Consider the following 21,563-nt stretch of genomic DNA (forward strand, 5'->3'; position numbering starts at 1 on the left):
AAATATGAAATAAAAAATCTCACTTTTCTTTTTATAAGGAATAAATTGTGGGGAAAATCCTATCTACTTTCTTTATTCTTGTTTTTATAGCTTCATTATTTTCATGCTTGAAAAGCTCAGAAGAATTACAACAGCCAATCAATTTTAATCACAAGAAACATATTGAGCAGGGAATTGAATGTGAAACCTGCCACATATACATAAAAGAAGAAAGCTTTGCAGGACTTCCAGAGCTTCAAACCTGCCTCGACTGTCATGGGAGTCCTATAACAAAAAGCACTGAAGAGGAGAAGATAAGGAATTTTGCAAAAAAGGGAATAAGTTTAGAATGGAAAAGAATATATAGGCTTCCTCAGCATGTATATTTCTCCCATAGAAGGCATGTAGCTTTTGCAAACTTAGAATGTCAAGTTTGTCATGGCGCAATTGGAGATGCTGTGAAGCCTCCAACAAAGCCTTTAAAGATTTTGATAATGAATGATTGCATAGATTGCCACAAGAGTTCCAAGAAAAGTAAGATAAGCGCTGATTGTATTGATTGTCATAAATAAAAAGATGATTACACAGATTATTTAGGAAGATTATACAGATTTATGAAGAGAAGAAGATTTTTAAAGACATTGGGTGGAACATCAGCAGGGGTAGCACTCTCTTCTTGCACCAAGATAGAGAGTTTAAACAAAAAAATTGTAACTATAATTCCTGCAAAAGAAGAAGTAGTAGTTCCTAAAGGAGTAGAGAAATGGGTGATTTCATCATGTGGGCAATGCTCTGGAGGTTGCGGAATTAAGGTAAGACTTATAAATGAAAGAGCTGTAAAAATTGATGGTAATCCACTGCATCCTGTAAACCAGGGAACCCTTTGTCCTAAAGGACAGTCAGGGTTACAGCTCCTTTATAATCCAGACAGATTAAAAAGTCCTCTGAAAAGAAAAGGAAATAGGGGAGCAAATCAATGGAAAAAAATTAGCTGGGATGAGGCTGCTAAATTAGTGGTTGAAAAACTAAAAGAGATTCGAACAAATGGAAAAGCTCACCAACTAACTTTTCTATCAGGCGAATGTGGTGGTCTGATGAAAAGTTTGAGCAAAAGATTTTTAGAATCATTCGGCTCCCCAAATTATTTTGATATTTCTGGTTCAATGGATGGTAATGACCAGGGGCCCTCAGACAGTCTTTTTGCAACTCAGGGTATCAGAAAAAATCCAGTCTATAATCTGGAAAAAACTAAATTAATTCTTTCCTTCGGCTCTAATTTTTTGGAATCTTTTTCATCTCCTGTACAGATTTCCCAGGCATATGGCTATTTCAGGAGAGAAAGGACAGGCTCAAGAGCCAAACTTATCCAAATAGACTCCAGGCTTTCAGTCACTGGCGCAAAAGCTGACGAATGGATTCCAACAAACCCGGGCACATTAGGCGCTCTTGCACTGGGACTCGCTTATATAATTATAAAAGAGGACCTTTATGACAAGGATTTTATAGATGAAGACAGTTTTGGTTTTGAAGATTTCAAAGATGATAATGGCACATTACATCAAGGTTTTAAAAGAATGGTGCTTGATGAATATACATCCGGTGTAGTCTCCAAAATCACAGGAGTCTCAACAAATAATATAATAAGGCTTGCCAGAGAATTTGCCACAAATAAACCTGCTATTGCCATAAGTGATAAAATAGGAATATATGATCAGATAGCAATTCATTGCCTCAATGCTTTATGCGGGAATATTGATGTTGAAGGAGGGGTTTTAGTACCTAGGGATGTCCCTCTTAAGAGCTTGCCTCCTTTTAAGCTTGATGAGATCTCAAAAAAAGGCTTGTCAATGACAAGGGTCGACGGAAGTAACCCGGAGCAATCTTCTGTTTTTTTTAACCCTTTTAAATTTATTATAGAAGCAAATGCAACAGGCAATCCCTATAAAATAGATGCCATTTTTATTTACAACTCAAATCCTTTATTTACTTATCCTGATAAAGAAAATTTGAAAAAATTCTTTGCAGAAATACCTTTCATCTTAAGTTTTTCCTCTTATCTTGATGAAACTTCAGAAATGGCTGATTTAATCTTACCAGATCACACCTATCTGGAAAAATGGGAAGATGTCCAGACAAACACCCTGAACGGATACCCTGTTTTAGGAATAAGACAACCTGTAGTCAGCAAAATTAATGATACCATGCACACTGGTGACTTTTTACTGAAGGTTTCAAAAGAGATAGGGGGTCCGGTGGCGCAGGCTTTACCTTGGAATGATTTTAAAGATTTTCTTTCCTATAGCATTGAAGGAATTTACGAAAATCAGAGTGGTAATATATTTGGACCAAAATTTGAAGAAGCATGGGTCCGCCTCCTTGAAAAAGGGGGATGGAGTATTCCTTTGCATTCATCTTTTGAAGAGTTCTGGAAAAAGGTATTAGAAAAGGGCGGCTGGTGGGATTCGATGTACTATTTTAATGAATGGAGCAGAATTTTTAATACCTTATCAGGAAAATTTGAATTCTATTTTCAAACCCTGAAGAATGAGGTTGATAAAACAAAGGATGAAAGAAGAAAAGAGATATTTAAAATGTTAGGAGGGACTAAAGACAAAGGAAAAGAGGATAAAATATATATGCCCCATTATGAGGCAAAAGCAGAAACAAATGGAAAGAGTTATCCCTTTTATCTTAACGTCTATAAACTTATGTCGCTTTCAGGTTTAAATGTAACGAATCAGCCATGGCTTCAAGGAATTCTGGCAGTCAATGTTCCAATTAAATGGAATACATGGGTTGAAATAAATCCAGAAACTGCAAAGAAAATGGCTATATCTGAAGGAGACTTGGTTGTTGTAGAATCAATAAAAAGGAAAATAATTGTTTATGCTCATTTATATGAAGGTGCAATGCCTGAGGTAGTAAATATTCCTTTTGGGTTAGGGCATTCAGCAAATGGACGGTGGGCTAAAGATATAGGTAAGAATCCAGTTTCTATCCTGGAAGAATTTTCAGATCCGTTAACTGGAAACTTCTTCAAAGATTACACACGGGTAAAAATCTATAAGGCTTAATCAAGAGGTATTTTATGGCAAAATGGGGAATGGTTATAGATTTGGATAAATGTACAGCCTGTCAAGCCTGCGTAGTTGCATGCCAGGCTGAAAACAACATTCCTATAGCAGGACCAAAAGAGACCCAGATGGGTAGGGCAATCCACTGGATAGAACTAATATCTCATATAGAGGGGGAGTATCCTAACACCAAAATCAAGCTTATACCCAGACCCTGTTTCCATTGCGATGAACCCCCATGTATCAAGGTTTGTCCTGTAAGGGCTACTTATAAAAGCGAGGAAGAGGGAATAGTTGGACAGATATTCCCCAGGTGTATAGGCTGTCGTTACTGTACCACAGCATGTCCTTATACGGTACGGTATTTTAACTGGGAAAAACCCGAATGGCCGGAAATGATGAAAAACCTTCTTAATCCTGATGTATCAGTGAGGCCAAAAGGTGTTGTTGAGAAATGCAGTTTCTGCTATCACAGGCTGGTAAAGGCAAGAGAAAAAGCAAAAGCAGAAGGAAGAGATTTCTCTCCTGATGAATATATACCAGCATGTGTCCAAACATGTCCAAGCAAGGCAATGTATTTTGGTGATTTAAGCAATCCCAACAGTAAAGTCTCAATTCTGGCAAGAACCAACAGAGCTTTCAGAATTCTGGAAGATTTGGGAACAGAACCAAAGGTTATTTATCTCTCGGAAGGGGAATAGGATGGAGTTAAAGAACGCTAAAGTAAAAGATGAAGATCATATCCTCTTAGATCCAATCCTCAAAATAGGAAAGGGTTTTTATCTGACGGTAGTTATATTAGGGTCCTTTGTCCTGTTAGCAATTTATGCCTATATTACTCAATTCCAGAAAGGACTGGGGGTAACCGGATTAAATAGACCAACCTTCTGGGGAGTTTATATTACTAATTTTGTATTTTTCATAGGAATAAGCCATGCCGGCACTTTAATATCAGCTATCCTGAGAATTGCTCAGGCTGAATGGAGAAGAGCAATTACAAGGTCTGCAGAAGTAATAACTGTTCTTGTTCTTTTCTTTGGAGTTGGGAATATTCTGATTGATTTAGGAAGACCTGATAGGCTTTTTAATATGCTACTGTACGGCAGGTTTCAGTCACCACTCCTGTGGGATTTTGTTAGCATTTCAACCTATCTAACAGCAAGTACAATATACCTTTATCTTCCTTTAATTCCGGATATAGCCATTTTAAGAGATACTTCCGGCAAAAGAAAATGGCTATATAGTGTATTAGCTTTAGGCTGGAAAGGAACAGAAAAGCAGCATCAAATTTTAGAAAAAGCCATAGCCATAATGGCAATATTAGTAATACCTATAGCAATTTCAGTTCATACAGTGGTCTCTTTTGTTTTTGCAATGACAATTCAACCTATGTGGCATAGCGCAATTTTTGGCCCTTATTTTGTAGCAGGGGCGATATTTTCAGGTATTGCTGCTCTTATCATCGCCATGGCAATTATTAGAAAAGTTTATAAACTTGATAATTATCTGAAGGATATACATTTCAATAATCTGAGTCTCCTTTTGCTGGTAATGAGCTGTCTCTGGTTCTATTTTACATTCTGTGAATATATAACTGTCTTTTACGGCAGTGAACCAGTTCATTTAGCTGTCTTGTACTCTAAATTCAGCGGTGAATATGCCCTATATTTCTGGACTATGGTCGCAACCTGTTTTGTAATACCATTTTCTATCCTGTCAAACAGCAAGACCAGAACAATTACAGGTAGTGTAATAGCATCAATATCTGTAACCATTGGTATGTGGCTTGAACGTTTTACAATAGTTGTTCCAACCCTTGTTAATCCCAGACTCCCCTATGAGCGAGGCATTTATCACCCAACATGGGTTGAGGCAGCTATAACAGCAGGCTCTCTCTCATTGTTCATTCTTCTATATATGATATTTACTAAGTTTTTCCCTATTGTATCTATCTGGGAAATAAAAGAGGGGAGAGAAAAAGGTGTAGCTGAGGTACAGGAGAGGATTAAAACTTACCTCCCTGGGTCTGAGACTTGAAAAATATAAGGAGATGTTTCAAATGGGATTTTTGAAATTAGTCTTTAGAAAATGGCGAATGAACTACAAGGTGTTCTTTTTAATATTAATCATATTTTCTTTTCTGCCATTAAATATTCATTCTGAGAAGAATACTAATCTTTTCCCTGAAAACCCTCTGGAAGGCTCGAAGATATTTGTGATTAAAGGTTGTGTAAAGTGTCATGCCATTAAGGGAGAGGGAGGAAATATAGGGGCAGATCTAGGCAAAGTCACCTTTAAAGATACATTGCTTGATATGGCAGGAATTATGTGGAACCATTTTCCGTTTATGAGTGAAAAAATGGAGGAGGAGAAGATTGACTGGCCAAAGTTTTTAAGTGGGGAAATGGCAAGTCTAATAGGCTACCTTTATTATATAAATTATTTTGATGAGCCAGGCAATACTAAAAAGGGAGAAAATTTATTTTCAGTAAAAGGGTGCGCGCAATGCCATGGCATAGAAAAAAAAGGTGGCAAACCAGGACCAAGTTTAAGTAAGTTTAAACGTGACTACTCACCAATCTTCATGGCACAAGCTATGTGGAATCATGGTTCTGAAATGGAGGCATCCATGAAGAAATTAGGGATTAAGAGACCTCAGTTTAATGATAAAGAGATGGCTGACCTATCTGCTTATATTAGAAAAGAAGCAAGAGGGGAAAAGAAGGGATATGGTTTTATGTTGCCTGGAAATCCAAAAGAGGGGAAACAACTTTTTAACAAAAAAGGATGCATACACTGTCATGCCATTTCAAATGAAGGTGGAAACATAGGGCCAGACCTTGGCAAAAAGGCAGAAGAGCTGCACAGGAGTCTAAATGAAGTAGCAGGCATTATGTGGAATCACTGGCCTAATATGTATAGAAAAATGATAGAGATGAGAATAGAGGTTCCAAGTTTTTCAGATAAAGAGATGGCAGACATAATAGCATATCTCTATTTTCTTGGATACTTTGATGAAAAAGGAGATATGAAAAAGGGGTCTATAATTTTCAATGAGAAGGGGTGTATTAAATGTCATTTTTTTGATGGAAAACAAATGATAGGGCCTGATTTGAGAAAATTATCTAATACTACTTCTTCCATAGAAGTTGTTACAGAGATGTGGAACCATGCCTCAAAGATGAAAAATAAAATGGCAGAGCTTAAAATCCAATGGCCCAAATTCAAAAAAGGCGAGGTAGCAGACCTTATGCAATATCTCAGGTCTTTAAAAAAATAACAGGCTGCTTAATGTCATTTCTGCCTGCCTGTCGGCACCTGTCTGCCGCCTGACTGCCGTCAGGCAGGTCAGGCTGGGACAGGTAAGAGCAGGAATCCAAAAGCAAAGGAGGTTAATAATCTTTTGAATCAGCAGAGAGAAGTAATAAAAAATAAATCTGTAAATATTTTTCAATTACTGATGCTATTTGCTTTCTACTTGTTTGTTGGATCCATAATTGCCTTTGTTGTCAATGGAATTTATAATGCATTGGAAAATAATGATGCTTTTATGTATTCTATAGTTATAGGAGCAATAGTTATTCCTGTATTTTTGACTTTAACTATTCTGGTTACATTAGTTTTCTGGGTCATCGTGAGAGAAGGCAGGAAGGATATGAGGTAGAGTTTATGAAGAATCTAAAGAAAATTACCATCTATATGTTTTCAGTTTTTTTGATAGTAGGGTCATTATTAACCGTAGGAATAAATGTTGTTTGCAGCACAGAAAAATACCTTTTGCCTGGAGATGCTAAAAAAGGGTGGCAGAGTTTTTTCACCAAAGGGTGCATCAAATGCCATTCTGTTTGGGGAGAGGGAGGTACAGCCGGTCCTAATCTTGGCATTACACCCTCTAAGCATTTGACTGAAGCAGAGCTTACAGCAGCCATGTGGAACCATGCTCCGGCAATGTGGGAGAAAATGTTAGCAAAAGGGATAGATTTTAAAGCCATAAGCCAGGAAGAAATGGCTGATATATTCGCATTTCTCTACTTTATTAGATATATGGATGAGCCAGGTAATAAGGAAAATGGAAAAGAGTTGCTGGCCACAAAAAAATGCACTAATTGCCATGCAATTCATGGAAAAGGAGGCAGAGTAGGGCCCGAGCTGACAAAATGGGGAACATATACTAATCCAATTCTGTGGGCGCAGATGATGTGGAATCATGCACCCCAGATGGAAGAGGAAATGAGGAACAGAGGAATAACCTGGCCAATATTTGGTGAAAACGAGATGGTTGATATTATTGTTTATGTAAAGAGTGTCAGTAAATCGGGAGATAAAATTTTTATTTCACCAGGTGACTCAAAAGACGGTAAAATACTGTTTTCTAAAAAGGGTTGCAGCCATTGCCATTCTACCGAGACAGGTAGCAAAAAGGATGGACCAAATCTTGGAAGGGATTTAAGAAAAAAAGAATCTTTCCCAAGGACTATTACTCAGGTTGCAGGCCTTATGTGGAACCATTCTCCTGAAATGTGGAAAGAGATGAAAGAAAAGGGAATGAAGAGGCCAGAGCTCAATCCTCAAGAGATGGCAGATTTAATCGCATATCTTTTTTCTCTCCAATATTTTGATGAGCAAGGAAACAGAGAAAAAGGAGAAAAGGTATTTAAAGAAAAATATTGCATAAAGTGTCATACAGTGAATGGCAAAGGCGGTCTGAAAGGTCCTGACCTTAAGGAATGGCGCAGGCAGGTTTCGCCAATTTCCATGGCGCAAGCTATGTGGAACCATGGTCCTTCAATGTTGGGAGAAATGAAAAAAATGGGCTTTAAATGGCCAAAGTTTGAAGGAAATGAGATAGTGGATTTGATGGAATATTTAAGAGAACTGGCTAATAAAACACTTTAAGTTATATTATGTGAAAAAGGGAGGTTATTAAAATGAAATATAAAAAACATTTTATTTTCCTTATTTTTTTTCTCCTGCTTTATATTAATGTAATTTATGGATTTTCCAAGGATTGGCTGGAAAAGTTAAGTTCTGAATTTAAAGGACAAGAATTTATCTCATCCAATATCTGTGGCAAATGTCATGTTGATATTTTCAAGTATTGGAAGAATTCTATGCATTCCCTCTCTTATCAAGACCCGATTTTTATGAATGCGTATAAACAGGCTTTTTTCGATACTGACGGGAAGGCAAAAGAGTTTTGCCTTAGATGCCATGCCCCTATTGCTTACTATAGTAAAGACTTTGGATTCAAAAATGAAGTGAGCAAAGAGGGTATTACATGTGACTTCTGTCATTCTGTTTCTGGAATAGACCTGGATAATTTTAATCAACCTTATAAAGTTGAACCTAGTAAGACAAAATATGGTCCGCATAAGAATATGGAATCTCCGGTTCATATTACCAAGGCAACAAATTATTTTAGAAGATCTGAATTCTGTGCCGGCTGCCATGAGCTTAAAGGAAAGAACGGAGTCAACATCATAAGTACTTACTCAGAGTGGAAAGAAGGGCCTTATTCCAAAAAAGGAATCCAATGTCAAAACTGCCATATGCCTTACGGTCCAGGCTCCATCGTTGACCAGAACCTAAAAAAGAGTGTGGTTAGAATGAATTTGCATGATGTCTCCGGAGGTCATTCAGTGGAACTTCTTGGTAAAGTAGCAAAGGTAGAAATTATAGAGCTTAAAAAGGGGGATGGAACTATTTCTGCCAAAGTTAAAGTAACAAATGTCAAATCCGGACACAAAATACCTACAGGCACCCCTACAAGAGAGTTGATTCTCAAAGTAACAGTAAAAAATTCCAAAGGGAATACACTGTGTCAAGACTCCAAAGTTATTAAAAAAACCTTGGCAGATGAGCAAAATAAAGAGCTCCTGACTGACAGCGATATTATTCTGAATGCAAATAGTATCTTGAGTGATAACCGGATTCCCCCAGGAGGCTCAAGAGAGTTTCTCTTTTCATTAGACTGCAATTTAAAAGGTGAATTTTTTGTTGAAGCATCGCTGATTTATATGTATAGACCTGAAATCACTACCTACGGGGAAATGTCAATTGATATGTCTAAGGATAGTAAAAAATTAGGTGTTAAATAGAAAAGATTTAATATTTTTTTAAAAATTTGATTTATAAAAGAAGTTTAATAAAGATAAAGACATCAGGCAATAATAGGAATAAAGTTCTTATTTTAACAATATAAAAAATAAAAGGAGGAGATTATGAGAAAAAGAACAGCCTTGGTTTTTGTGTTTATATTTTTCTCTTTAATTTTAATTAGTAAAGTTCCAGGCGAAGAGACAAAATATAATTACATGGGTGTATTTAAATGCAAGACCTGCCATGCAAATGTAAAGCTTGGTGGAACTGAGCATCAGGTATGGGAAAAAAGTGCCCATTCAAAGGCATACCAGACTTTGGCAAGTGAAAAAGCTAAAGCAAAGGCAAAGGAGCGGGGCATTGATGATCCTCAGAAGAGTGAGAAATGCTATAAGTGTCATGTGACAGGCTATGGGGTTGATAAAAGCAGATTTGATAAAAAGTTTAAAATTGAAGATGGTATTCAGTGTGAAGAGTGCCATGGTCCTGGAGAGGGTTATTATCCCCGGTTTGTGATGCAGAAAAGAGATGAGTCAATAAAGAAGGGTTTGATAATTCCAGATGAAAAGGTATGTGTTAAGTGCCATAATGAAGAGAGCCCTTTTTATAAAAAATTTAATTTCAAAGAATTTTTTGCAAAGATGGATCACAAGGGCCTTGGAACAAGTAAAGTAGGAGGAGGGAGTAAGAAGTAGGGTAGAGGCAGGTCTCCTGACCTGCCATTTTCAAAGCAAAAAAATTTAATTCTATGAATGAAAAGAAATACAAAGTAGAGATTCCAGATTTAGAATATTACCAGCGTGTAATTAATTGCCAGTATGCCTGTCCAGTTAAAACTGCTGCTGGAAGCTATGTTACTGCAATTACAGATAGGGAATATGAAAAGGCTTATGATTTTGCAAGAATGCCAAATCCCTTTGTTTATGTCTGTGGAAGGATATGTGACCATCCATGTGAAACAGCCTGCAGGCGTGGTGCTATTGATGAGCCAATAGCAATATGCGCCCTTAAGAGAACAGCCACTGACCACCATAATTTGAGTTTAGGTCATTGGCTAGGCTTGCCTCTTGAAAAGAAAAGAGAGGAAAAGGTAGCTGTTATTGGCGCAGGACCAGCAGGTTTATCAGCAGCCAATGATTTAGCAAGGCTCGGTTATCAGGTTACTGTTTTTGAAGCATCACCTGTCGCTAGTGGAATGTTATATCTTGGTCTGCCAGGTTATCGCCTGCCAAGAGATATAATCAAATTAGAGGTTGATTCCATATTAAACCTTGGGGTTGAGCTTAAGACAAATACTCCTTTGGGTGAAGGGTTGAATTTAGAGGATTTAAAGAGGCAAAAATATAAGGCAATTTTTATTGCTACAGGATGCACAAAAAGCAGGGATTTAAATATAGAAGGAGCTAATCTTGACGGGGTCTTAAAGGGTGTTGATTTTCTCTTAAACATTAACCTCGGTTATAGGGTTGAACTTGGGAAGAGGGTCATTGTAATTGGTGGTGGAAATGTGGCAATGGATGTGGCTCGTTCAGCTATCAGAAAAGGAACAGAGCTTGAATCTTTAAGCCCTGAGGAGATGAAAGATGCTTTGGAAAAGGCAAGAAAGGCATTACAGCAATTGGTTGAGAGTGAAGAGGAGAGAGAAAAGGAGATGCACATTGCAATGGATGTTGCAAGGTTAGCTCTGAGAAAAGGGGCAAAGGATGTGCATTTAGTCTGCCTTGAATCAAGAGAAGAGATGCCTGCCCATGCTTGGGAGACAGAAGAAGCATTCGCAGAGGGGATTGTGTTTCATAATAGACTCGGGCCAAAAAGGATTTTAGGAAGAGATGGAAAGGTTACAGGCATTGAGACCATTAGATGCTCGTCGGTTTTTGATAGTGAGCATAGATTTAATCCAACCTTTATCAAAGGGACAGAAGAATTTATTGAGGCTGATTCAATTATTTTGGCTATTGGCCAGGCAGCAGATATCTCTTTTTTCAAGAAAGAGGATGGCATTTCAATAACTCGCCAGGGTTTGATAGAAGTTAATCCTGACACCCTCGCAACAACAGCAGATGGAATTTATGCAGGTGGAGATATAGCTTTTGGGCCAAGAAATGTTATTGCAGCAATTGCAGATGGACAGAAGGCTGCAAGGTCAATTGACTCTTATTTAAGAGGAGAGAGCAAGAAAAGGATTCGGGCAAGAATGGCAGTGATTAAGGATCATAAGATGCATGAAGGATATGAGAGAATCAAAAGGCAGAAAATGCCTACATTGCCACTTAATAGAAGGATTGGCATTGCTGAGGTAGAATTAGGTTTTTCTGATGAACAGGCAATAGAAGAAGGGAAGCGATGCCTCAGATGCAATATAAATACAGTCTTTAATGGTAATAAATGTATCCTGTGTGGTGGGTGTGTAGATATATGTCCTGAATATTGCTACAGAATGGCAAAAATTGAAGAGTTAGAAGAGAATGAGGTTCTTGAAAAGTTAGTTGAAGCAAGATATGGCATTTCTTTTGAAAAATTAAAAAGTGAAAGTGGTTTAAACAGGGCTATGATAAAGGATGAAGAGAAATGCATTAGATGCGGCCTATGTGCTGAGCGCTGCCCTACTGGTGCTATTACTATGGAGCTTTTTGAATATAGTGAAAGGATTTAAGCAGAAGGGTTCGAGGATTCGAGGGTTCAAATGAAAATCAAAGTTTAAAAATAAAAAATTAAAATTTTGGTATTTGAATTTTGATATTTGATTTTTATTTCACTTGAACCCTTGACACCTAGACCCCTTGAACCCTTTTTTGAGGTTAACTAATGTCTAAAGACGAAAAAATAGAGGAAATTTCACGTAGATATTTTTTAGCAGCAGGATGGTCATCTCTTGGCATTATTATGGCTGGCTCAGCCGGTGCAAGCATTCGCTTCTTGCTCCCCAATGTTCTTTTTGAGCCTCCAACTTCTTTTAGAATTGGAAAGCCTGAAGACTATGCTGATGGTTCAGTAAATTTTTTTCCTGAGAGAAAGATCTTTGTAATTAAAAAAGAGAATGGAATTTTTCAAACTATCTCTGCAGTATGCACTCATCTACGTTGTATTGTGAAATGGTCAGAGACAAACAAGAATTTTGAGTGCCCCTGCCATGGAAGTATATTTGATGGGAAAGGCAGAATTATTGGTGGACCTGCTCCAACACCACTTGACTGGTATGAGATAACACTTGGAGAGGATGGTAAATTGTTCATAGATACTATGAAAGTTGTGGATAGCGGATATTATTTAAAGGTATAAAACATTTCTCCTCATCCTTTATCCTTCTCCCCATAGGGGAGAAGGCAGGTTGAGGGGGAGAAGAAAAACATTCAACCCCAGAAGGGGTTTCCCACAGGAAATTGTGGGAGAGAATAAGAGGGACGACAGAGACGTCGTTCCCTACATGATAGGATAATATGGGGAATATATTAAGCAAGTGGACTGAAAGAATTACACAAAACAGAATCTGGAAATCAATTTTCAGACATGGCTATCCTGATACAGAGCTTAATCAATCCCTTGTCATGTATACCAATCTTTTTCTTCATATTCAACCTGTAAAGGTTCATAAAAATGTTTTAAGACCATCATATACCTTAAGCCTTGGTTTGATCTCTTTTATACTATTTCTTGTCCTTGTAATAACAGGGATATATTTAATGTTCTATTATGTCCCTTCAGTTGACAGGGCTTACAATGATATGAAGGAGCTTCAATTTGTTGTCTCCTTTGGCATATTTTTGAGAAACCTGCACCGATGGTCAGCTCATGGAATGGTGGCTGCAGTATTTTTACATATGTGCAGGGTTTTCTATACGGCTTCTTATAAACCTCCAAGAGAATTTAACTGGGTCTTAGGAGTTATACTTTTAATAGTGACATTTGGTTTAAGTTTTACAGGCTATCTTCTTCCCTGGGACCAGCTTGCTTTCTGGGCAATTACAGTGGGTACAAGCATTGCCAGCTATGCACCAATTATTGGGCAGAAACTACGCTATTTTCTGTTAGGTGGGAATATTGTTGGGCAGAATGCTCTTTTGCGGTTTTACGTTCTCCACTGCGTTGTTCTGCCATCAGTTGCTGCTGTCTTAATAGGAATACATTTCTGGCGGATAAGAAAGGATGGAGGGTTATCAAAGCCTGCAGAAAAATTAAAACAAGAAGAAAAGTTTGAAGAGCTGCAGGAAGAAGGGCTTTCCCCAAAAGGAACAAGTAAGACTTATGGTTTAATGGAACTTGTAAAAGGTGCTACTATTCCTGTAGAACAGGAGCCCGAGAATGAGATAATGTCATGGCCACATTTGATCTTTAGAGAGTTCCTTGTCGCCATAGTTGTTTTAGTAGTGCTTATTGCTATTTCCTTATTTTTTAATGCACCTCTTGAGGAGCTTGCAAATCCTTCAGAGCCTCCGAATCCAGCAAAGGCTCCATGGTATTTCTTAGGACTTCAGGAGCTTGTATCTTATTCAGCCTTTATAGGAGGTGTAATTACACCTTTTCTTGTTGTTTTTGCGCTCCTGATGGCAATACCTTATATAGATTACAGAGCAGAAGATGTGGGGATATGGTTTTCCTCTAAGAAGGGTCGTTTAATAGCATTAATTACAGCAACCCTGACATTAATAAGTATTCCTGTCTTGATTTTTCTTAATATGAAATACGGGATTAGAGTTTTCTACCCTGATGCTCCTTCAATTCTTGTGGATTTGATAAATCCTGGAACAATTCTGATTGGAGTTACAGCAGTTATCTCAATTATTATAGGGGTCCGCACTAAGTCATGGAGGTTAGCTGCCATGATGATATTTACCTCCTTTGTAACTGGTTTTATTGTGTTGACTGTTATTGGAACATTATTCAGGGGTCCTAACTGGGAGTTTGTTTTCCCATGGAAAGGATAAAAAAATATATAGGAGTCTGTCAGAGAACCCTTTTTTGTCATTGCGAGCGACTCCCTCGATATTGCTCGGGACAGGCTCCGGGAGCGTGGCAATCTCAAATCCCCCTATATCCCCCTTTTCCCTGCCTGCCGGTAGGCAAGTAAAGGGGGAGAAAAGAGGGATTGCTTTGGATTCGCCTCGCAATGACAAGAAAACTCATATTATTTAGAATTTCGAATTTAGGATTTTAGATTTTAAATACATGGTTAAATATTTTACATTTTTTAGTATTATTCTCCTGGTCTTTTTTTCTCTTGCCATCTTTAAGGATTATGATAGAGAGTGGAAGGATTTCCAGAAGAGGTTCTACGAGATTGAATCAGAGAGAGGAAAAAACGCTGAAGAGAAAAAAGTGATAAGAAATACTCCTTTGAGAATAAAACAGATAGTGTTAGAGGATTTGAATAGAGTTGATAGGTGCACAACCTGCCATCTCGGAATGGAATATGAGAAAAAGTCTTACAAAAAGAATCCATATAAGTCTCATCCCGACCCAACAATGCATCCCTTTGATCAATTTCCCTTTGATAGATTTGGATGCACCATCTGCCATGAAGGGCAGGGAAGAGCTACTACAAAGGATGATGCCCATGGTGATGTGGATTTCTGGGATAAGACCATGCTAAGGGGTATTTATCTGCAAGCCTCATGTCTAAAATGTCATGATGACCCTGACCTTAAGGGTGCTGAGATTGCAATGAAAGGGAAAAAACTTTTTGAGGAAAATGACTGCTATGAGTGTCATAAAGTAGGAGATAAAGGAGAAAGTGTAGGACCTGAGCTTACAAAGGAAGGATTAAAGACAAAACACCATTTTGATTTTACCCGTGTAAAGGGCAAGCACACTATTGCTAACTGGCAATTCGAGCATCTAAAAAATCCGGAAGCAGTTGTTCCTGATTCAGTGATGCCAAATTTGGAACTCAGTGATGAAGATGCAAGAGCCTTGACTATATATCTCTTAAGCCTTACTGATGAAAAGGTGCCAGAAGAATACATAGCGTCTCTAAAAAGAGGTCCTATCCTTGCATTAAGTAGAAAAGTTACAAAGCCTGAGATGAGTCCAGGTGAAAAGCTTTATATAGAGATGAACTGCTATTACTGCCATAAGATAAAAGGGGAAGGAGGTGATGGAGCACCTGATTTAACTGGAGTTGGCGCAAGGCATGATGAAGATTGGCTTATAAAACATTTTGACACTCCGCGGTCAATAAGTCCTCATTCTTTTATGCCTGACTATAAACTTACACCCGAGGAGATAAAGGCTCTGACAGATTTTATGTTGACTTTGAAATAGCTATGAGACAAAGGTTTTCATAAAACAATCAAGCCCAGAAGGGCTTTTCCACAGTTTTATGTGGGAGAGCCTTTTTAGGCTCGATAGCGAAGAAAAAAATAAGGAGGTGATGAGACAAGCTACATAGTAAGGGAAAGAGTTTAGATTTAAATTCTGTTAGCTACCGGATATATTTAAGAAAAAGGAGGAACTATGATTGAAGAAGTATTTTTGATACTGAAAAGAAAATGGTTTATATGTGCATTGGCTTTTCTTTTTGCCATTTCAGCATCCTATGTTTTTGAGAAAGAAGCCAGTGCAGCAAAAACTTATAACATAGTGGTTAAGATAAAGTCAAATAAAGCCACTAACAGAACAGGCGTAGCGGTAGAGGTCACAGGAGGAGATTTAACAACACCCAAGACTGCTACAACGAAAAAAACAGGTATTGTAAAGTTTACAAAACTTGCTAAAGGAACTTACACTGTTACTCCTGCAAAGGAAGGCTATACCTTTGACCCTGAATCAAAGCCTGTTACATTTGCAACAAGGAGAACAGTAAATGTTGTTTTTAAGTCAACAGAGGTTGTAATTCCTGTTACTGAAGAGGCTATAACTCTGTCAACATCTGCAAACGGGACTCACTTTGCTGCGGGTGAGAAACCAATAATCACCATTTCTCTGCCCGACCTGTCCAGCCGCAGTGACTATTCGCAGCTACGCCTGGTGGTTTATGGTCCACAGGAAACGACCAAGACTAAAACAGCGGTGAATCTGCTCAATGCGTCCACTGACCGTTCCTTAGCTAACACGGGCCCGCATCACTACATTGACCTCGTTACAGACACCAATGTTCAGCTCAATGATAATATTCTGACCTATACGCTCCAGCCAATCACAGATGAAGAAGCAGGGACATACACAGCAAGTTTGTGGGCTGTTTTGAAAGATGACCCTTCTGTGCAGTCGTTCCCGCTTGCTGATTTCCAGATTGGAACAGCTACTGCTGAGACGCAAATAGTAGAGAGGGAAAATTGTTCTGTCTGCCATAAGGGTGCTGATAGCGGGAAATATTACTTCCATCACATAGATCCTCGTACCGCCGGTTCATCTGGATACCCATCAATTGACTCGTGGGCAGTGAGAACGTGCAAGAGCTGCCATAACACAGATGGCTATGCAGCATACACTGATCCCGCTAATCCCTCTGCCACTGATGGCTCTAATAAAATTCCGGATCCGATTGTAAAGCGTGTACATGGTGTTCATATGGGAGAGGAGTTAAAGAACGCGCTCAACACTGACGCGACGACAGGTATTTTCAAAAACTACACAAGTGTGGTATTTCCTGCAAATGTCAAGAACTGCACTATGTGTCACGTGGATGATAAATGGAAGACCACACCTTCACGTCTTGCTTGTGGCGCCTGCCATGATAATATCTGGTTTGGTGATCCGGCAGCCCTTCCTTCAGGACAAGAGGCACATCCTGGTTTACAACAGGATAGCGATACCGGATGCTCTACCTGCCACCCTGCAGATGGTTCATGGACCAAGGGTTCGGCACCTGCACCCATTTCAACGGTTCACAAGGTTGATTCGCCAGCTTACAAGTATACTGTAGAGATTAGCCTAAGCGCACCGGCAAATGAGACTCACTATGTTGCGGGCGAGGCGCCTCAGGTAACAATAACAATCAAAGATGCTACCACTGGTGCCACAATTGACCCGAACACGCTAACAGAGACCGCCTTCAGCCGTGCCTCTCTCTACGTCTCCGGCCCGCGTGAAAATACAAAACCTGTGCTTACCACCTCGGCCAAGGGCCTTGGAGCCGTCCGTGCTTTGGCGACGAACAGCAAGGATGGACCCTGGGATCTGTCAGGCGACCCTACCTTTATCATTGGCATTGACGGTACCTCCCGCACGGTAACGGCTGCGGCAAGTAATTTCGCAAATCCGGCAGCTGCGACCCAGGCAGAGGTCATTACATGGCTGAAAAAGGCGCTTCCTGATGGCATTGGCGATGTGGCGACAGTCTCTGCGTCTGGCACAACAAAAGTCACGATTAAAAGCAATACCAGAGGCTCGACATCCAAGGTCGAGATCTTTGCAAGTTCAGTTGCAACGGCTATGGGGTGGACCGTTGGTGCGAAAACCCCTACACCTCGTTCCTATGCCAGCAATGACTTCCGCGTCCGCAAAGATTCTTTTGATGAGGATCCGAAGGTGAGTCGTTCCACCACTGCAGTTACGTACCAGTTAGACGATGTTGCCGGTCTGACCTCAGGCACCTATACTGCTTTTGCCCAGATGAGTCCGACATCTGGTTTTGGCGGCTCGGCGGTGGTCAATTTCCAAGTGGGTGGGGCTACAGAAGAAAAGAAGGTTGCTACAAACTGTACCAATTGCCATGGTGATACAACAATGCACAGCACCTCCTTATCAGTGCCATTCAATCCAGACATCTGCAAGAACTGCCACGATTACAATCGTGAGGGGACTGGATATGGTTGGGCCGGCGCTCCCCCGACCGGAACGAACGGGACCTCAACGAGCGGCTGGAGCGGTTTTGGTGCCAAGCCCTTATCAAGCAGAATCCACGGTGTTCACCGCGGTCGTTATCTGGAGCATCCTGAGGATGTAAAACCACTGTATAGGCTCGTAAGCGGGGTTGCCACGTATTGGCCTGAATACGATTTCTCTGAAGTGATTTTCCCTCAGGATATAAGAAACTGCACCAAGTGTCACAGCGCCGATACGACCGGGACTTGGAAGACAGAACCATCTCGGTTAGCCTGTCTTGCCTGCCACGACAACGATGAGGCAACTACCCACGGTAATCTGATGACGTATGATACGACACCTACAGATCCATGGAGCGGTGATGAGATAGAGACATGTGTTGTGTGTCATGGTTCTGGTAGGGACTTTTCTCCTGACAAGGTGCACAATATCTCGAGTCCCTATAAGCCACCGTATCTACGAGAGCCTGCAGAGTAAATAAAGCAAGGTGGATTCGTTAACAAGCCTATTCCCGATGGGGGGGGGTAGGCTTGTTATTTTATCAAATATTTCTAATTAGCCATATGAGATATTATAGGAGGAAGAGATAAAGGTTCTGATTAAATAGAGGTTGACTTTGAAATAGGTATAGGCTAAAAGTTTTTGCAAAATAATCGGCCCCACAGAAGGGGCCTCCCCTGCCTGCGGTAGGCAGGCACAGTTTTATGTGGGAGCGCCTTTCAAGGCTCGATATAGAAAAGAAAAAAATGGAAAGGGGTGATGCAATAGAATAGATAAAAACTGGAGAAGGTTAGATTTGAATTCTGTTAGCTACCGAATATATTTAAGGAGGATATATGAAGAGAAATTTATTTTTGACGACAATTTTCGTAGGAGTGTTTATCTCCTCGATTCTTTCCTTTTCCTATGCCACTGCTAAGGGGAAACCAGGAAAGAAGCCAACGGTTATAAGCATAACCCCGAAAACAGGAGCACAAGGGGAACCCCTTGATGTAACTATAAAAGGAAAGAATTTTGTTGACACACCTACTGTTAGTTTAGGCGCAGGGATAACTGTGAATGGAGTTGAGTTTGTCTCAGCGACAAAGTTAACTGCAAACATCACTATTGCCTCAGATGCTAAGATAGGACCAAAACCTGTAACTGTTACTAATCCTGATGGGAAAAAAAGCCAGGCAAAGAAAATTTTCAAGGTTAAGAAAAGCACATTACCTCAGGCTGATATAATTGCTAAAAAGGTAACAGATGAACCAGGTGAGGCTGATTGGGCAAAAATATCTGGTTCATTAATCCAGACAACAGGCAACCCAGCAACTGGAGGACATGGTGCTCTCGGTGAAGAGAATCTCGTTGCAGTAAAGCTTCAGGCATCTCATGACAGCACAAATATCTTCATGAGATTTGAATGGGATGACTCAACCCAGAATAACACCCATGAGGTCTGGACATATAGTGCAAGCAGTAGCACATGGTCTAAAGCTGGCAATGAGGACAGAATTCTTATTGCATGGCCAATTACAGACGTTGCTGGCAGAGAGGGAAAAACTTTTCAGGAGATTGGATGTGCAATGCTCTGCCACCTGAAGGATGCAAATGACCCAACTAAAACTAAGATTGTGCCTAACACCACTGACGCAGTCAATGATTGTTCAGTTTGCCATCCAAATTCTTCAGGTAAAGATACAACCTTTGTCCATGTATTACCTACATCAGCTCAAACTTGTATTAGCTGCCATGCTGATAGGGAGATTGAAGAGATTGCTGATATGGGTTCACCTTCTGGTGGTGCCTTTGACATCTGGCACTGGAAAGCTGGAAGAAGCGATGGTATAGGACTTGCTGAGGACCAGGAAGCATCTGACGGCAAACTTCGAACAAATGATGGTGCAGGGCTTACAAGCAATAACGATGGTCCTGCTGGATTCACGGACAGGCCAAAATATATCTGGACTGCTGCTTCAGGTAAAGGAGCTTCTCCTGTAACAGAGATAATAAAGAATAGCGAGATCGCATCCCTTAAGGCTTCAAATTACCTTGCTGAGATAAATGCTACTGATGGGAAATATTATCTTAGCAATGGAACAACTGAAGAAGTTCTAGGGGATGGTGCGCAAGTGAGGAGAAGAATCCTTAAGGATGGAACCAATATTACAGAGCCTGGCAATGGAGATATCAAGGCATCAAGCGGCTATTTAGACGGAAAATGGACAGTAGTACTTAAGAGAAAACTCAATACTACTGACACTAAAGACTATGTGTTCAAAACAGGTGAAACTGATATAAACTACTTTGGATTTGCTGTCACTGACAACAGCGGGAACAGCCATAAAGCAAAGGCTTTGCTGAAATTGAGGTTTGGGCAGTAAGAACAATCAACTGTGAGAGAGCCTTTCCCTGCCTACTGCAGGCAGGCTCGATAAATATTTTCTGGATTAAAGCCGTCAGGGAAAAATTCTCTGACGGCTTTAATATTTGCAATGAAAAATAAATCTGATATATAAAGTAAAATTTTTAAATCTTGTAGGAAAGACTTTTAGACTCGATGAATATTTTTTGATTAAACCTATTTCCCCTGCTGCTTAGCCATTGCAGCTTTTACCGCAGGGACTGCTTTTTTAACAAAGTCAGAAACGTGCTGGAATTCTATACCAAAAATATCCTTTATTCCTTTGTGGTCAAGGATTGTGTCATTCATAAAGTCCTTAATCTGTTCAGCAGTGAAGAATGACTTCTGCGGATTTGCTTTTACCATTTCAATTAACTGCTCCTTTGAAACACCCTCTGTATAGTTTGCCTTTATGCCTGCCTCTTTTGCAATCATATTGAGGAGGTCTCCCTGCGTAATGCAGTCTGGTCCGCCAATCTCAAGGCTTTTGTTTGCTGACTTTGGATTTGTGAGTGCATCTACCATGCATTTTGCAAGGTCAACATGGGAGAGAGGATTCATGTGGAAGGTCACCGGTCCAAAGGGCCATTTGGCTGCTTCACCCATTTTCAATACATTTGGGACATGGAAGAACTGGAAATCCTTGAACATTCCTGATGGTTTAAAAATCGTATAACCGATTCCTGAATTTCTGATTGTCTCCTCAGACTGGTGTTTTGCCATGTACATGTCAGATACGGATTGTGGACCAACTCCGACTGCTGTTACATGAATTATTTTTTTTACTCCATTTTTCTTTGCCACTTCCACAAGATTATTTACTCCTGTAAGCTCCACATCCTCATATTTCCGTCCTTTTTTAATTTCACCAGGAGTGAGTCTTATTGAAATAATAAGCGCATCTATTCCCTTCATGGCAGGTTCAAGAGAAGTCTTGTCAAGAATATCTCCTTCAAAAAATTCTATTTTGCTTTTTGCTTCTCCCAGTTTGTCCCTGTTAGAAGTGCTTCTTACCAGCGCTCTTACCTTGTGCCCTTTTGCCACAGCAATTTTTGCTGCTTCAGAACCAACATCTCCTGTTGCGCCTATGACTAAAATATTCATATATTAATCCTCCTGAGAATTCGTTGTAATTGTTTTTGATTGATTACCTTAGTAATTTTTGTTTATAGGATAAAGGTATTTTCATGTCAATTGGAAAGGCATCTTATCAGGTTGACCGAGAATCTCAAATCCCCCTCTATTCCCCTTTTCCCTGCCTG

General features: G+C 39.7%; 16 protein-coding genes. 15 read left to right on the plus strand and 1 reads right to left on the minus strand.

Annotated features, from left to right (window positions below):
* The first annotated feature begins 47 nt into the window (after positions 1 to 47).
* The 15 genes from A3H37_00610 to A3H37_00680 all read left to right on the plus strand — a co-directional run bounded on the left by A3H37_00610 (position 48) and on the right by A3H37_00680 (position 20,281).
* Positions 48 to 551: a hypothetical protein gene (locus tag A3H37_00610; protein OGL50240.1), complete on the plus strand. Its 504-nt coding sequence runs from the start codon at positions 48 to 50 to the stop codon at positions 549 to 551.
* A gap of 42 nt (positions 552 to 593) precedes the next feature.
* Entirely contained in the window at positions 594 to 3,053 is a 2,460-nt protein-coding gene (locus tag A3H37_00615) for a hypothetical protein (GenBank protein ID OGL50241.1), read from the plus strand.
* A gap of 14 nt (positions 3,054 to 3,067) precedes the next feature.
* On the plus strand, positions 3,068 to 3,754 hold the full coding sequence (locus tag A3H37_00620) for a hypothetical protein (protein ID OGL50242.1): 687 nt from the start codon (positions 3,068 to 3,070) through the stop codon (positions 3,752 to 3,754).
* A 1-nt stretch (position 3,755) separates the two neighbouring features.
* Complete coding sequence (locus A3H37_00625) at positions 3,756 to 5,090, plus strand: hypothetical protein (protein ID OGL50243.1); 1,335 nt, start codon at positions 3,756 to 3,758, stop codon at positions 5,088 to 5,090.
* 22 nt (positions 5,091 to 5,112) lie between these two features.
* Complete coding sequence (locus A3H37_00630) at positions 5,113 to 6,333, plus strand: hypothetical protein (GenBank protein OGL50244.1); 1,221 nt, start codon at positions 5,113 to 5,115, stop codon at positions 6,331 to 6,333.
* A 123-nt stretch (positions 6,334 to 6,456) separates the two neighbouring features.
* Positions 6,457 to 6,717, plus strand: a complete 261-nt coding sequence (locus tag A3H37_00635) for a hypothetical protein (protein OGL50245.1) — start codon at positions 6,457 to 6,459, stop codon at positions 6,715 to 6,717.
* Between the two features lie 5 nt (positions 6,718 to 6,722).
* Positions 6,723 to 7,949 (plus strand): hypothetical protein, encoded by a 1,227-nt coding sequence (locus A3H37_00640; GenBank protein OGL50246.1) that lies wholly within the window; start codon positions 6,723 to 6,725, stop codon positions 7,947 to 7,949.
* 32 nt (positions 7,950 to 7,981) lie between these two features.
* Positions 7,982 to 9,151 (plus strand): hypothetical protein, encoded by a 1,170-nt coding sequence (locus A3H37_00645; protein OGL50247.1) that lies wholly within the window; start codon positions 7,982 to 7,984, stop codon positions 9,149 to 9,151.
* A 123-nt stretch (positions 9,152 to 9,274) separates the two neighbouring features.
* A complete protein-coding gene (locus tag A3H37_00650) occupies positions 9,275 to 9,847 on the plus strand; it encodes a hypothetical protein (GenBank protein OGL50248.1) in 573 nt (190 codons plus the stop codon).
* Between the two features lie 53 nt (positions 9,848 to 9,900).
* A complete protein-coding gene (locus A3H37_00655; protein OGL50249.1) occupies positions 9,901 to 11,805 on the plus strand; it encodes a hypothetical protein in 1,905 nt (634 codons plus the stop codon).
* A 170-nt stretch (positions 11,806 to 11,975) separates the two neighbouring features.
* On the plus strand, positions 11,976 to 12,431 hold the full coding sequence (locus tag A3H37_00660; protein OGL50310.1) for a hypothetical protein: 456 nt from the start codon (positions 11,976 to 11,978) through the stop codon (positions 12,429 to 12,431).
* A gap of 158 nt (positions 12,432 to 12,589) precedes the next feature.
* The gene (locus tag A3H37_00665; protein ID OGL50250.1) at positions 12,590 to 14,074 is read left to right on the plus strand and encodes a cytochrome B6; all 1,485 of its coding nucleotides are present in this window, start codon (positions 12,590 to 12,592) and stop codon (positions 14,072 to 14,074) included.
* A 241-nt stretch (positions 14,075 to 14,315) separates the two neighbouring features.
* On the plus strand, positions 14,316 to 15,410 hold the full coding sequence (locus tag A3H37_00670) for a hypothetical protein (protein OGL50251.1): 1,095 nt from the start codon (positions 14,316 to 14,318) through the stop codon (positions 15,408 to 15,410).
* Between the two features lie 192 nt (positions 15,411 to 15,602).
* Positions 15,603 to 18,392, plus strand: a complete 2,790-nt coding sequence (locus A3H37_00675) for a hypothetical protein (protein OGL50252.1) — start codon at positions 15,603 to 15,605, stop codon at positions 18,390 to 18,392.
* 359 nt (positions 18,393 to 18,751) lie between these two features.
* The gene (locus tag A3H37_00680) at positions 18,752 to 20,281 is read left to right on the plus strand and encodes a hypothetical protein (GenBank protein OGL50253.1); all 1,530 of its coding nucleotides are present in this window, start codon (positions 18,752 to 18,754) and stop codon (positions 20,279 to 20,281) included.
* 197 nt (positions 20,282 to 20,478) lie between these two features.
* Here the strand turns inward: A3H37_00680 and A3H37_00685 are convergent, their stop codons facing one another.
* Complete coding sequence (locus A3H37_00685; protein ID OGL50254.1) at positions 20,479 to 21,405, minus strand: hypothetical protein; 927 nt, start codon at positions 21,403 to 21,405, stop codon at positions 20,479 to 20,481.
* Between the last annotated feature and the right edge of the window lie 158 nt (positions 21,406 to 21,563).

The sequence above is a fragment of the Candidatus Schekmanbacteria bacterium RIFCSPLOWO2_02_FULL_38_14 genome, from assembly GCA_001790855.1.
GTDB lineage: Bacteria > Schekmanbacteria > GWA2-38-11 > GWA2-38-11 > GWA2-38-11 > 2-02-FULL-38-14-A.

Excerpts from the sequence above, each read along its gene's own strand:
- A3H37_00675 (OGL50252.1), top strand. The coding sequence starts at position 15,603 with ATGATTGAAGAAGTATTTTTGATACTGAAAAGAAAATGGTTTATATGT.
- A3H37_00650 (OGL50248.1), top strand. The coding sequence starts at position 9,275 with ATGAGAAAAAGAACAGCCTTGGTTTTTGTGTTTATATTTTTCTCTTTA.
- A3H37_00655 (OGL50249.1), top strand. The coding sequence starts at position 9,901 with ATGAATGAAAAGAAATACAAAGTAGAGATTCCAGATTTAGAATATTAC.
- A3H37_00670 (OGL50251.1), top strand. The coding sequence starts at position 14,316 with ATGGTTAAATATTTTACATTTTTTAGTATTATTCTCCTGGTCTTTTTT.
- A3H37_00645 (OGL50247.1), top strand. The coding sequence starts at position 7,982 with ATGAAATATAAAAAACATTTTATTTTCCTTATTTTTTTTCTCCTGCTT.
- A3H37_00630 (OGL50244.1), top strand. The coding sequence starts at position 5,113 with ATGGGATTTTTGAAATTAGTCTTTAGAAAATGGCGAATGAACTACAAG.
- A3H37_00685 (OGL50254.1), bottom strand. The coding sequence starts at position 21,405 with ATGAATATTTTAGTCATAGGCGCAACAGGAGATGTTGGTTCTGAAGCA.
- A3H37_00625 (OGL50243.1), top strand. The coding sequence starts at position 3,756 with ATGGAGTTAAAGAACGCTAAAGTAAAAGATGAAGATCATATCCTCTTA.
- A3H37_00680 (OGL50253.1), top strand. The coding sequence starts at position 18,752 with ATGAAGAGAAATTTATTTTTGACGACAATTTTCGTAGGAGTGTTTATC.
- A3H37_00615 (OGL50241.1), top strand. The coding sequence starts at position 594 with ATGAAGAGAAGAAGATTTTTAAAGACATTGGGTGGAACATCAGCAGGG.
- A3H37_00620 (OGL50242.1), top strand. The coding sequence starts at position 3,068 with ATGGCAAAATGGGGAATGGTTATAGATTTGGATAAATGTACAGCCTGT.
- A3H37_00665 (OGL50250.1), top strand. The coding sequence starts at position 12,590 with ATGGGGAATATATTAAGCAAGTGGACTGAAAGAATTACACAAAACAGA.
- A3H37_00640 (OGL50246.1), top strand. The coding sequence starts at position 6,723 with ATGAAGAATCTAAAGAAAATTACCATCTATATGTTTTCAGTTTTTTTG.